At 67.8% G+C, this 13425-nt stretch carries 12 protein-coding genes; 8 read left to right on the top strand and 4 right to left on the bottom strand.

Annotated elements, in window-relative coordinates; genetic code table 11:
* Positions 1-34: 34 nt before the first annotated feature.
* Both ACFTZB_RS33805 and ACFTZB_RS33800 read right to left on the bottom strand, forming a co-directional pair.
* Positions 35-313, bottom strand: a complete 279-nt coding sequence (locus ACFTZB_RS33805; RefSeq protein ID WP_378438399.1) for a WhiB family transcriptional regulator — start codon at positions 311-313, stop codon at positions 35-37.
* Between the two features lie 168 nt (positions 314-481).
* Positions 482-1813: an MFS transporter gene (locus tag ACFTZB_RS33800; RefSeq protein ID WP_378438397.1), complete on the bottom strand. Its 1332-nt coding sequence runs from the start codon at positions 1811-1813 to the stop codon at positions 482-484.
* A gap of 213 nt (positions 1814-2026) precedes the next feature.
* Between ACFTZB_RS33800 and ACFTZB_RS33795 the strand changes: the two genes are divergently transcribed.
* The 7 genes from ACFTZB_RS33795 to ACFTZB_RS33765 are packed head-to-tail and all read left to right on the top strand — an operon-like array spanning position 2027 to position 10171.
* Positions 2027-2491 (top strand): MaoC family dehydratase, encoded by a 465-nt coding sequence (locus tag ACFTZB_RS33795; protein WP_160095292.1) that lies wholly within the window; start codon positions 2027-2029, stop codon positions 2489-2491.
* A 52-nt stretch (positions 2492-2543) separates the two neighbouring features.
* The gene (locus ACFTZB_RS33790; protein ID WP_378438394.1) at positions 2544-4493 is read left to right on the top strand and encodes an AMP-binding protein; all 1950 of its coding nucleotides are present in this window, start codon (positions 2544-2546) and stop codon (positions 4491-4493) included.
* Between the two features lie 10 nt (positions 4494-4503).
* Positions 4504-5670 (top strand): acyl-CoA dehydrogenase family protein, encoded by a 1167-nt coding sequence (locus tag ACFTZB_RS33785; RefSeq protein WP_087559347.1) that lies wholly within the window; start codon positions 4504-4506, stop codon positions 5668-5670.
* Between the two features lie 24 nt (positions 5671-5694).
* Positions 5695-6816, top strand: coding sequence for a CaiB/BaiF CoA transferase family protein (locus tag ACFTZB_RS33780; RefSeq protein WP_378438391.1), 1122 nt, complete (start codon positions 5695-5697; stop codon positions 6814-6816).
* 49 nt (positions 6817-6865) lie between these two features.
* A complete protein-coding gene (locus ACFTZB_RS33775; RefSeq protein ID WP_378438389.1) occupies positions 6866-7660 on the top strand; it encodes an enoyl-CoA hydratase/isomerase family protein in 795 nt (264 codons plus the stop codon).
* Entirely contained in the window at positions 7657-8811 is a 1155-nt protein-coding gene (locus ACFTZB_RS33770) for a CaiB/BaiF CoA transferase family protein (protein ID WP_378438387.1), read from the top strand. Before ACFTZB_RS33775 ends, ACFTZB_RS33770 begins: the two co-directional genes overlap by 4 nt.
* Before the next feature lie 16 nt (positions 8812-8827).
* A complete protein-coding gene (locus ACFTZB_RS33765) occupies positions 8828-10171 on the top strand; it encodes a phenylacetate--CoA ligase family protein (RefSeq protein ID WP_378438385.1) in 1344 nt (447 codons plus the stop codon).
* Positions 10172-10215: 44 nt separating this feature from the next.
* Here ACFTZB_RS33765 and ACFTZB_RS33760 read toward each other — a convergent pair whose 3' ends face one another.
* Both ACFTZB_RS33760 and ACFTZB_RS33755 read right to left on the bottom strand, forming a co-directional pair.
* Positions 10216-11751 (bottom strand): helix-turn-helix domain-containing protein, encoded by a 1536-nt coding sequence (locus tag ACFTZB_RS33760; protein ID WP_378438383.1) that lies wholly within the window; start codon positions 11749-11751, stop codon positions 10216-10218.
* A gap of 224 nt (positions 11752-11975) precedes the next feature.
* Positions 11976-12890, bottom strand: coding sequence for a mycofactocin-coupled SDR family oxidoreductase (locus tag ACFTZB_RS33755; protein WP_378438381.1), 915 nt, complete (start codon positions 12888-12890; stop codon positions 11976-11978).
* Between the two features lie 96 nt (positions 12891-12986).
* On the opposite strand from ACFTZB_RS33755, the gene ACFTZB_RS33750 reads away from it, so the two are divergent.
* On the top strand, positions 12987-13425 hold a 439-nt coding region (locus ACFTZB_RS33750), incomplete at its 3' end, for a hypothetical protein (protein WP_378438379.1).

Raw genomic sequence — 13425 nt, 5'->3', positions numbered from 1 at the left:
GTGTGTGGACGCTCGCTGGTGCAGACCCGGTGGGCTATTTCTGCCAGCGGCTCCATTTTCGGGCGGCGCCGAGTTCCCTCGGTGTCAGTCCGCCCCACACGCCGTGTTGTTCGCCGAAATGGATGGCGTACTCGCGGCATTCGCTGATCACGGGGCAGCGGCGGCAGATGTCTTTCGCGATGCGTTCGCGCTGAGGCTGGGATTTTCTTCCGTCCTCGTCGAGGTAGAAGACGGCGATGTCCATGCCGCGGCAGCGCGCGCGCAACCGCCATTCTTCCGGGGTGACTTCCGGTGCGGCGTGCGGTGCACTCACGGAACACGCTCCGATCGTTCGACGATGGTTTAAAACATAATATATCGCAAGCCGTGAATGGGGCAACCAGGCGCGGCGATTGCGTCGGCACACGTGTGTGCCCAGTGCTTCCGTCGATTGTCGGAAGCACTGGGCACAATTCGGAGCGGTTCGGGCCCTACCGGGCTGTCACCGGGCGACGCGGAGGCGTTCGCGGTCGCGCGCCGGGTCGGCGAGGACGAGCGCCGCGATCGCGACGACGGCGCCCACGATGCCCAGACATTGGAACGCCGCCTGGTACCCGTCGATCTTGGTCGCCGAGGCGTCGACGACGATTCCCATCGACCACGGTCCGACGATGCCGCCGATTGCCTGGATCGCGAAGAAGGCGCCGATGACGCCGGCCGTCTGCCGCGGCGGGCACGTCGCGATCACCGCGGCGTTGAGCAGCGGGAACACAGCGACCACCAGTCCGTACGCCACCGATACCGCGCACACCGCGAGGAGTGGGGATCCGAGGGCGGGCAGGCTCAGCAGCAACACCCCGGCGACGATCACGCCGACGCAGGGCACGACGACGCGGACCAGGCGGATGGACAGTCCGCGGCTGATCCCGCGGTCGCTCAGCCAGGAACCACCGACGAGCGTCGCGAGCCCGACGAAGCTCGGCGCGGCGAACAGCGTGCCCGATTCGAGGCGCGAGTACCCGAGGCCCTGCTCGAAGTAGGAGGGCAACCAGGTGAGCACGACGGTCATCAGCGCGTAGGCGCTCATCGCGACGAGGACGGCGGACACGAAGGTCTTCGAGGTGAGCAGGCGCTTCCAGCTGACTGCCGGTTCGCTGTCGGCGTCGTCGACTGCGGACGTGTGCTTGCCGCCGACGGTGTAGGGGCCGGGCCGCCAGGTCAGCAGCCACGGGATGCACCACAGCGTGGTCGCGCACGCGAGCACGATGATGGCCGCCCGCCATCCGTACTCGGCCACCACGAGCGCGAGGATCGGGACGACGGCCATCTTGGCCAGCATGCTTCCGCTGATGATGAGTGCGCTCGGCAGGCCCCGCTTCGCGGGCGCATGCCACGAGTAGGCGGCGGTGTGCAGCAATGCGGACGTCGGCCCCTCCGTGAGGCCGAGAAGCATGCGGCTCGCGAGCAGCACCGCGAACGTCGACCACACGACGAGCGGGAGCATGACGACGCCCCACAGCACGGCGATGATCGCGATGGACCACCGGAGCGCGAGGACCTTGTTGATCGGCCCGGCGAAGAAGCCTCCGAAGCTGAAGGCGAGGAAGAACATGCTGCCGGTGAAGCCGATCTGGGAGGCGCTGAGCCCGAGGTCCTCGCTGAGCGGTTGGGCGATGAGCCCGAACACCGCCTTGTCGGACGCGTTCATGAGGTACAGCACCACCAGCATTCCGGTGATGCCCCAGGCGGTGAGCTTGCGAGGTTCTGTTTCCGGGCCGGACCGAGAGACCGGCGTTGACGCGAGGTCGATGCGCTGTTCGTCTGTCTTGTTCACGTAAGGGTCCTTCGGTCTTGTCCGTGAGATCACACCATCAACACAGTGTGGCATGCATCATATACTATCTTTTTACTGAGTCTACGGGTGAAGAAATACATCAGACATCAAACGCGATCCCTTGCATGCATAATATATTTCTTCTAGAGTGGAGCTCACGTACTGCAGCGGCCGAGCATCGGACTCGTCGTCGCTCGAGAGAAAGGGCGTCACATGCCGGGTCTGTACTTCGAGGAATTCGTACCGGGAATGGTCATCGATCACGAGGTCCGACGGACCGTGACCGAGACCGACAACGTCCTGTTCAGCACGATGACCCTGAACATGGCGCCGCTCCACCTGGACGCGGAATACAGCAAGGACTCCATTCACGGGCAGCGCCTGGTCAACAGCCTGTTCCTCCTGGGCCTCGTCTCCGGTATCTCGATGCACGACACCACGTACGGCACCACCCTCGGCAACCTGGGCTTCGACTCGATCAAGTTCCCGAAGCCGGTGTTCCACGGTGACACCATCCACGTGCGCACCGAGATCGTGTCGGCCCGGGAGTCCAAGAGCCGCAACGACTCCGGCATCGTCACGTTCCGTCACTACGGTCTCAACCAGCGTGACGAGATCGTCTGCGACGCAACCCGCGTCGGCCTGATGCTCAAGAAGTCGGCCGGCGAGCAGGCCTGACCGCTCACCCCGACCCGACGACCGACTGCCCCAGACGAGGAGAACACGGAAAATGGGCATCAGTAGCCAGCCCGAGGAGATGGCCTGGGTTCCCGGCCCCGCGGTGCGCGAGCGCGCGAGGCTGCTCGCGGCGATGAAGAGCTGGAGCTTCGGCGACGATGCTGCCGCTGTCGCCGAGCTGGGTCGTCGCGCCGTCGCCGACCCCGAGTGGTTCTGGCGCGAGGCGCTCGCCGACCTGGACGTCGCCTTCTCGGCGCCGTTCGACCGGGTTCTCGACGAGTCCGAGGGGCGGGAGTTCCCGAAATGGTTCCCGGGTGGCCGGATCAACGTCGCCGAACTGGCGGCCCTCCGGCACGCCCGCGGTGACCTCGCAGGCAAGACCGCGGTGGTCTATGAAGGCGACGGAGGGCAGCGGCGCACGCTGACCTTCGCGGAACTCGCGGCGGAGGTGAGCCGGTTCGCGGCGCACCTCGCGGGGCTGGGCGTGCGCCGCGGCGATCGCGTGGTGCTGTTCATGCCGGTCGTGCCCGAGGCAGCCGTGGCCTTCCTCGCCATCGCCATGATCGGCGCGGTCGCGGTGCCCACGTTCAGTGGATACGCGCCCGACGCCCTGGCCACGCGACTGCAGGATTCGGACGCCGTGCTCCTGGTGACCGCCGACGGCACGACCCGTCGCGGCAAGGTCGTCGAGATGAAGGCGACCGCGGACGCCGCACTGGCCCAGGCGCCGTCGGTCCGCTCCGTCGTGGTGATCCGGCATCTGGGCACCGACGTGCCGATGCAGTCCGGCCGCGACGTGTACTACGACGAACTGCCCGCCGATCCGGACCTCGTCGACGTGGCGGACACCGAGTCGAACGACCCGCTGACGATCGTCTACACGTCCGGCACCACGGGCAGGCCGAAGGGAATCGTGCACTCGCACGGCGGTTTCGCGGCCAAGACGGCAGTCGACTTCGCCTACGGCTTCGATGTGCACGCCGACGACGTGGTCTCCTGGATCACGGACCTCGGGTGGCTGGTCGGCCCGATGCTCATGACCGGTCCGCTGCAGCTCGGCGCGACCATCGTGATGATCGAGGGTCTTCCCACCCATCCCACCCCGAATCGTATGTGGGAGATCGTGAACCGCAACGGCGTCACCGTCCAGGGCATCGCGCCTACGGCGGCACGCGCGCTGAAGGCGGCGGGCGACGGCACCGCCCCGGAGATGCCGACCCTGAAAACGTTCGTCTCCACCGGCGAAGCCTGGGACGAGCCGACGTGGTTCTGGCTGTTCGAGGAGGTCGGCCGGCGAGAGCGCGCGATCGTCAACTACAGCGGCGGCACCGAGGTCGGCGGCGGCATCCTCGTCGGCTACCCGTTCCTGCCCGCCGCGCCTGCCGCGTTCACCGGACCGCTGCCCGGTGTCGACGCCGCGGTGCTCGACGACGACGGCAAGCCCGTGGTCGATCAGATCGGTGAGCTGGCGGTGCTCAACACGTTCCCCGGGATGACGCACGCCTTCTGGCAGGACCGGGACCGCTACCTCGACACCTACTGGAGTCGTTGGGACGGTATCTGGGTACACGGCGACCTGGCGAGCATCGACACCGCAGGCATGTGGCGGATCCACGGCCGCTCGGACGACACCATCAAGCTGTCCGGACGCCGCGTCGGGCCGGCCGAGATCGAGGCCGCCCTGTTGCGGGACAACCGGATCACGGAGGTCGCGGTGATCGGCGTGCCGGACGAGATGCGCGGTCAGCGGGCGGTGGCGTTCGCGGTACTGGGCGCCGACGGCGTCGACAACGACGACCTGCAGGCGACGGCGTTGGCGAACGCGGGCAAGTCCTTCGCGCCCGAGGTGTATGCCGTACCGACGCTGCCGAAGACGAAGAACGGAAAGATCATGCGCCGCGCCATCCGGTCGCGGTTCATCGGTGCCCCGATCGGCGACATGTCGTCGCTCGATCCGGCGACGCCGCTCGAGGACATCCCCGTGTACGCGGGCGAAGACTAGGAGAGTTGAGATGGCAGACTTCGATACCGAGAGCAACATCGAGATCGTCCGCAAGGCGACTCGCGAGCTGGCGCGGAAGTTCGACAACGACTACTGGCTGGACAAGGACCGCAAGCACGAATACCCCTGGGATTTCATCAAGGCGTTCGCGGACGGCGGCTGGCTCGGCGCGATGATCCCGGAGGAGTACGGCGGAATCGGCCTGGGCCTCCAGGAGGCCGCGGTGATGATGGGCGAGATCGCGTCCTCCGGCGGCGGTATGAGCGGCGGCTCGGCGATCCACTTCTACGTGTTCCCGCCGGCGCCGATCGTCCGGTACGGCTCGGAGGAGATGAAGAAGAAGTATCTCCCCAAGCTGGCCTCGGGTGAGATGCTCACCGCGTTCGGCATCACCGAACCGACTGCCGGTGTGGACACGTCGCGCATCAAGACCAAGGCGACCAAGGTCGACGGCGGCTGGGTCATCAACGGCCAGAAGGTGTTCATCACCAACGCCCAGAACGCGCACCGCATCCTGCTGCTGGCCCGCACGTCGCCGCGGCGTGACGACAAGCCGCTGCACGGGATGACGATCTTCTTCGCCGAACTCGACCGCAAGCACGTCACCATCCGCGAGATCGACAAGCTGGGACGCGCGGCCATCGACACGAACGAGTTGTTCATCGACAACCTGTTCGTGTCCGACGAGGACGTCGTCGGCGAGGTCGACAAGGGCTTCTACTACATCATCGACGGGCTCAACCCGGAACGCATCGTGGTCGCCATGGAGGGCATCGGCCTTGGCCGCGCTGCCCTCGAGATCGGCACCGAGTACGCGAAGAACCGCGTGGTCTTCGATCGGCCGATCGGCCAGAACCAGGCCGTCGCCCATCCGCTCGCGGACTCGTGGATCCGTCTCGAGGCGGCCGAGCGCATGGCGATGCACGCCGCGAAACTGTTCGACGACAAGCAGGAGTGCGGGCACGAGGCCGCCGCGGCGAAATACCTCGGCGCCGAGGCCGGATTCGAAGCGTGCGACCGCGTGTTCTCGACCCTGGGTGGGTACGCGTACGCGAAGGAGTACCACATCGAGCGGCTGTGGCGTGAGGTGCGACTGCTGCGCAACGCGCCGTTCTCGCAGGAGATGGTGCGCAACTACGTCTCGCAGCAGGTCCTCGGCCTGCCGCGGTCGTACTGAGCCCACCGACGAAGGAGTGTGACGATGACCGGTCCGCTGGCTGGAGTCCGGGCCCTGGTGCTCGCGGGAATGGGCCCGGTGCCGTACGTCTCGATGCTGCTCGCCGACATGGGAGCCGACGTGGTGCGGGTGGTGCGGCCGCCCAACCGGTCGGCGCGTGCGCTCAGCCAGACGGACGGTCTGACCGAGGAGGTCGACGTCGTCAACCGCGGCGTCGACGCGGTGGCCGTCGACCTGAAGGACCCGGCCGGGCGTGAGAGTGTGCTGCGCCTGGCCGAAGCCGCGGACGTCTTCATCGAGGGATACCGCCCCGGCGTGACCGAGCGGCTCGGTCTCGGACCGGACGACGTGATGGCCCGCAACGAGCGTCTCGTCTACGTGCGGCTGACCGGCTACGGACAGACCGGTCCGCGGTCACGGGACGCCGGACACGACATCAACTACGTGGCGCAGTCCGGCGCGTTGCACGCCATGGCACGGTCGGACAGCGCGCCGCGCCCGCCGATCAACCTGCTCGGCGATTACGCGGCAGGCGGCGCCATGGGGGCGTACGGCATCGCGTGCGCCCTCGTCTCCGCCGCCCGCACAGGCCGTGGCCAGGTGATCGACGCCGCCATGGTCGACGGCGTCGCGGCCCTGACCGCCAAGCTGCAGGGCCTGCGTGCGGCCGGCCTCTACTCGGACGATCCGGGGACGAACTTCCTCGACTCCGGGGCACCGTTCTACGACACCTACCGGTGCGCCGACGGCGGGTACATCGCCGTCGGAGCGCTCGAACCCGATTTCTATCGGGAATTCACCTCGCGCCTCGGCCCCGACACCGACGACTGGCCGGACCAGAACGATCGCGAATCCTGGCCGCACCTGCGCAAGCTCATCGGCGACGCCGTCGAGCGCCGCACCCGCGACGAATGGGAAAAGGTGTTCGCCGGTACCGATGCCTGCGTCACCCCGGTGCTCACGTTCGACGAGGCCGCGGTGGACCCCCACAACACCCAGCGGGGCGTGTACCGGACCGTCGGCGGCGTCCTGCATCCGATGCCCGCGCCGCGTTTCAGCGGCACCCCCGCGCGCGAACCCGCGACGCCGCGGGTCGGCACCGTCGCTCCCGCGGACGTCGCGTCTCGGTGGGGCGTCGGCGACTGACACGGCCGCCGTCGCACCGCTCGCCCCGAGAAATTTCAGGAAGGAAGTAATGGTGACCAGGTACGAGGCCTTCACCTCGCTGAAGGTCGACCGCCCCGAAGACGGCATCCTCCGCATCGTGCTGGACGGGCCGAACCTCAACGCGGTGGGACCGGACGCGCACCGCGAACTGGCCGACATCTGGCCGGTGATCGGACTCGACGAGTCGGTCCGCGCCGTGGTGATTCGAGGGGCGGGCGATCGCGCGTTCTCGGCGGGCGGCAGTTTCGACCTCGTCGAGAACATGATCGGCGACTACGCGTCGCGGTCGCGGGTGATGCGTGAGGCCCGCGACCTGGTGCGCAACATCATCGAGGTTCCGCAGCCGATCATCTCCGCGATCAACGGGCCTGCTGCGGGCGCCGGTCTGGTGGCCGCGCTGCTGGCCGACATCTCGGTCGCGGGCCGCCGCGCCAAGATCGTCGACGGTCACGTCCGGTTGGGTGTCGCCGCCGGCGACCACGCGGCGATCTGCTGGCCGCTGCTGACGAGCATGGCGAAGGCCAAGTACCACCTGCTGACCAACGAGGTGCTCACCGGCGAGGAGGCCGAGCGGATCGGCATGGTGTCGCTGTGCGTCGACGACGACGAGGTGCAGGACCGGGCGATGGAGATCGCACGGAAGCTGGCCGCCGGCTCCCGGGCCGGGATCCAGGGCACCAAGATGGCGCTCAACGGCTGGTACCGGCAGGCCATGCCGATCTTCGACGCCTCGCTGGGCCTGGAGTTCTTCGGCTTCGGTGGTCCGGACGTGGTCGAGGGCGTGTCCTCGTTCCGCGAGAAGAGGGAGCCGAAGTTCTCGTGACCGCAACCGAACAACGAACGCAGGGCCCGCTCGCCGGCATCACCGTGGTCGGGCTGGAGCAGGCGATCTCGGCGCCGCTGTGCACGCGCCACCTCGCGGACCTCGGGGCCCGGGTGATCAAGGTGGAGGCCCCGGGCTACGGCGACTCGACGCGCGCCTACGACTCCGTCGTCGGCGGGATGTCGGCACACTTCACGTGGCTGAACCACGGCAAGGAATCGGCGGCGCTGGACCTCAACTCCACATCGGACATGGGGATCTTCCGGAACATCCTCGCCACCGCCGACGTCGTCGTCAGCAACCTCGCGCCCGGCGCACTCGATCGGCTCGGGATCGGCACCCGGGACCTCTCGCGTGACTTCCCGCGCCTGATCGTCGTCGACATCTCCGGTTACGGGAAGGGCGGTCCCCTCGACCACAAGCGGGCCTACGACCTGCTCATCCAGTCGGAGGGCGGTTCCTGCAGCATCACCGGCGCACCGGGACAGCCGGCCAAGCCGGGCATCCCCGTGGCCGATGTCGGCACGGCACTGTACGCGTACTCCGCGGTGCTCGCCGCGCTCTACGACCGGGAACGGACCGGCAGGGGAGCGGTCATCCCGATCGCCATGCTCGACACCGTCGCCGAGATGATGGGGTTCGCCCTCAACCAAATGATCCACGCCGGCACCGAGCCGGTTCCGGTCGGCATGGGCTCACCGATGATCGCGCCCTACGGCGCGTACCCCACCTCCGACGGCCAGACCGCGGTGCTCGGGACGACCAACGACCGCGAGTGGCGGCGCCTGGCCGAGATGATCGGCCGGCCGGAACTGGCCGATGAACCGCGGTTCGCGCACAACGACACTCGCGTCGAGGCGCGTGACGAACTGGACGCGGTCGTGGGCGCCTGGTGCGCGGAGCACACGCTGGCGGAGATCCAGAAGACGGCGGATGCCGCGGGGATCGGCAACGCGCGGCTCAACAGCGTGCGAGACCTGGCCGAGCACCCGCAGCTGGTCGAGCGCGGACGGTGGCGCGACGTGGGCACCCCGTCCGGCCCGGTGCCTGCGCTGCTGCCGCCCGCGGTGGCCGACGGGTGGCCGGTGCGCAGCGGCTCGGTGCCCGCACTGGGCGCGCACACCGACGCCATCCGCGCCGAATTCGAGTAGAAGGACGGTGAGTGCTGTGGCTGTTCCCCATTCGGCACGGCATTGGAGCGAGGTCGAGTCGCTCGCACCCGGCGACGCTGCGGCGCTGCAGAACACCCGCCTGCGTGAGCAACTCGACTATCTCGCGGCCCGCAGCGACTTCTACCGGCAGAAGTTCGCCGAGCATGACGTGGACGTCACCCGGGTCCGGACGGTCGCGGACCTCGCCGGGCTGCCGTTCACCGAGAAGCAGGAACTGCGGGACAGTCTCGCGGCGACGCCACCGCTCGGCAGCCACGTCGCCGCCGATCGCGCCGACATCGTGCAGATCCAGGCGTCGTCGGGCACCACCGGCAGCCCGTCCTACGTCGGACTGACCCGGAGTGACATCGACGTCTGGTCCGAGCTCGGAGCGCGGGCCTTGTACGCCAACGGTTTCCGGCCCGGAGACCGGCTGCTGCACGGATTCGGGATGAGCAAGGGCTTCGTCGGCGGAATCCCCGTCGTGCAGACGGCGCAGTACATGGGCATCGTGGACATCCCGATCGGCGCCGAGGCGGGCGCGGAGCGACTCCTGCGGGTGCAGGCCGATCAGCGACCCGACGCTTTGATCGGCACACCGAACTTCCTGGCGTACCTGGCCGAACAGGCACCGGCGATCCTCGGCGTGGCCGCCCGCGATCTGGGTGTGCGCGCGATCAGCGTCGGCGGCGAGCCCGGCGGTGGCCTCCCGGCGGTCCGCGGCAAGCTCGAGTCGTTGTGGGGCGCCACATCACGGGAGATGCTGGGCGGCACCGATATCGCCTGCATCTACTGGGGGGAGTGCGAGGCGGGCGACGGCATGCACTTCCTCTCCCCGGATCTGATGGTGGCCGAGCTGATCGATCCGGAGACCGACGAGATCGTCGCGCCCGTGGCCGGCGCGCAGGGTGAGTTGGTGTACACGGCGCTCCGCAGGCAGGCGTCGCCGCTGCTCAGGTTCCGTACCCGTGACCACGTGGTCGTCACCGGCACCGACTGCGTGTGCGGCCGCACCGGGTACAAGGTGCGGTGCGTCGGCCGGACCGACGACATGCTGATCGTGCGCGGCATCAACCTCTTCCCCTCCGCCGTCAAACAATTGGTGTCGGAGCTGGCACCGGCCACCACCGGCGAAATGCGCATCCGCGTCGACTTCGAGGGGCATTCCACCCAGAAGCCGCTCGTGCTCGTCGTGGAATACGCCGACGGACTCCGCGTCGAGCAGCAGGACGAACTGCGGTCGTCGATCGAGCAGCGGGTCCGGTCGGCGCTGGGCGTCAAGGCGATGGTCGAACTCGTGCCCGACGGCACCCTCGCGCGACCGGACCACGTCAAGGTGAACCTGATCGAACGGGTGTAGCGGCGAATCTCAGCTCGCCGAGAACTGGGTCAAAGCATTCACGGTCACGCGATATTCAGGACGCGGAGCCGGTTGTACAGGGTGGACCGGCTCACGCCGAGTGACTGCGCGGCCTTGAGCTTGTTTCCGCCCGCAGCCTCGATCGCCGCGACGATGACTTCCCGTTCGGCGTGGCGAATGGGTGACAGCGGGGCGCCGACTGCCCGGTAGGGCGCGGGAAGGTCGGTCGGAATGATGTCTCCGGCCGAACGCGCCAGGGCGACGCTCCGGATCACGCGTCGAAGCTCGGCGAGGTTGCCCGGCCACTCGTGTGCCGCAAGGAGTTGCAGCGTCGCGGTGGTGAGTCGCACGCCGGACGTCGCGGCCTCCTCGGTCAGCATGTGACGCGCCAACCGTGGAATCTCGTGGCGGCGCCGGCGAAGCGGAACCAGGTCACGTCGTGCGGCGCACACGCCGAGCAGAGACGGGTGAATCCCCGGAACGCCGGTCGAACTCGTTGACGTCAGGACGATCTTTCGTCGAGAACCCCGGACGAGCCGCGCGACGAGGGTGGCCATCGAATCGGTCAGCAGATGCACGTTCTCGATGACTATCACCGCGCCGTCGCCTTCGAGTTCCCGGCCGAGCGCGATCGCCCACGCCTGCTCGCCGCTCTGCACGACATCCGCCGTGTCGACAATCGTCGATTCCGCCCGGGACGCACGCACCGCCTCGGTGGTCCGGCCGGTGCCGGTCTCTCCGACGATGAGAAGCGGCCAGTCCTCGACCATGGGGGATTCGAGTTTCCGATCCGTTCTCGCCGTGACGAATTCGACCAGCACACCGTTGCCGCCGTCGACGGGCGTGCAGGTGACGTCGACGTCGCGCCCGGATTCGAGCGTCAGGCGATGGGTGGCGGCCGACGTGCGGGCTGCGTCGGCGGCAGCGCGGACCGTGGCATGATCGGCGGGGTCGAGGAGCGCCAGCGCAGCAGGCGTGGCAAGGACCATGCCCCCGCCCACGACCATCACCGAGCGGTCCTTCCGCCGAGTCGCGGCATGAAACTCGGCCAGCAGTTTCCGTTGCGTAACAGGAGTATCGAGCGCCATGCGCTCCTCGATGTCCCGGACCACCCGGCGGGCGATCGGGGCGAAGTACCGGTGGTCCTCGCCTGCCCCGCCTCCGACATCGAGGACACCTGCGAGTTTTCGCGTGATCGGATGCATGATCGGGTGACCGAAGCAGCTGAATTCGTGGAACGCGGACATGAAGTGCTCGGCGCCGTGAACGAGTAGTGGTTGCCGGGACTCCAGGACGGTCCCGACCGCGTTGGTTCCCACCTCGTCCTCGGCCAGCCGGATGCCGCGCTCGATGCCCATCCAGTCGAGTGCATGTCGAGCAGTCGGATGGGTGTGCCGGACAGCCAGTATCCGGGCGTCGTGGTCGGCGAGGACGAATGCCAGTGGTGCACCGTCGAACTCGAGGCAGGCGCGATCCAGCACGGGCGTTGCGGCGCGTTCGAGACACCCGTCCGATGCGACGTCGATTCTCTCCAGCTTCGGCGCCGCATCGCTGTCGAGGCCCCACAATTGCGAACGCATCCATGACGACGCGATCTCCGGTCGAGCGTCGACCGTGGAACGTGCTGACGTACCGGGCACTCCGACATCACCTTTCGGCCAGCTGTGATGGCGGGGACCCGCATCACATGTGAGCGAGAACACAATATAATATATGCCAGCTTGGAGGCAAGGGTCGGGCGAGGCGAGATGCACAGACGCCGGGCCCCGACCGTGTGCAGTCGGGGCCCGGTGTCGTCAGGCCGTCACAGATCGTCGGGCGACTGGGCCGGTGAACGGTAGCGGTCGGCTTCCGGCCCCTCGGTCTGCGGCGCGAAGTTCACGCCGGGGAGCAGGAGGTGCCCCGCGTCGACCGGCAGGGCGACACCGGTGATGTGCTCGGCGTAGTCGGACAGCAGCCAGCATGCGGCATTGCTGGTGGCGTTCGGCGGAAGCGCGGGCCTGCCGGCCAGCGGCGCATAACCGTACGTGGCGGCTATCGCCACATCGCGATTCGCCGTCTCGCCGGGGGCGACGAACAGCTGGTGGCCCATCGGGTTGTCCCAGATCTTCGCGTCCACCGCACCGGGGCAGACGGCATTGCATCGCACGTTGTAGTCCGCGATTTCCAGGGCGGTGTTCTTCATCAGGCCCAGGACGCCGTGCTTGGCGGTGATGTAGTGGGTGTAGCCGGCGGTAGCCTCGAGGCCGCCCACCGACGCGATACAGACGATCGCACCGCCACGTTGCTCGACGAGATGCGGCGCGGTGGCCTTGATGGTCCGGAACGTTCCGCCGAGCACCACATCGGTGACCGTCGTCCACATCTGTTCGGTGATCTCCCAGGACTTCGGCCCGAGGTCCCACAGTCCGGCGTTGGCGATGACCGCGTCGAGCCGGCCGAAGGTGTCGAGCCCGAGCGCGACCGCCGCATCGAGCGCGGCCTGATCACGGACGTCGGCAATGGCGCTGACCGCACGCCGGCCGGTCTGTTCGACGAGCGCCTGCGTCTTGGCCAGATCGTCCTTGCTCGCCAGTTCGTAGCGTATTCCGTCGACGGGCGAGCAGATGTCGGTGATGATGACATCGGCGCCCTCCTTCGCTGCGGTCACCGCGTGCGCTCGACCCTGCCCGCGTGCGGCGCCGGTGATGAAGACGACTTTGCCGTCCAGTAGACCCATGTCGATGTCCTTTCCACATTTCATTCGGTAGTGCGGGGTAGGGGGGAGTCATGCAGGACCGACGGATGCGAACACTCCGGTGACTGCACCCGGTAGGTGAACACCTTCGCGATGCCGGTCGTCGCCGGGCACGGGAGTCAGGGCGCCGTCGGGTGTGCGATCGCGGAATTCCTGGAGCGTTGCCGAGACAATCTGCGCGACATACGCGAACCGGCCATTCGGCCGCATATCCCTGCGGGATCGCCGACCGTCATGACGGTCGTACGTATTTGCGCTCGCAGCCAATTCCTCGAGTCGTCAATGCAGCCTCCGTGGTTTCTCGATTTCGGCGAGTTCGTCACTCCGAACGTAGGCCGGGAAGCCGGGGTGACAGTGTCCAACTATCTGGACACTGCGCCAGACGGACAACTGAACGAGGGTCGCACCGTGCTGAAGAAAGTTTCGGCACAGGATAATTACGGACTGATGCTCGAGATGATTTCGAGCCTGGGGCGGGGAGATGCTGCTGACCGTGTTGTGGAAGCTGGCCGCGCCC

This window comes from Rhodococcus sp. NPDC057014, from assembly GCF_042673295.1.
Taxonomy (GTDB): domain Bacteria; phylum Actinomycetota; class Actinomycetes; order Mycobacteriales; family Mycobacteriaceae; genus Rhodococcus_F.
This window is presented reverse-complemented; position numbering and strand designations above follow the sequence as displayed.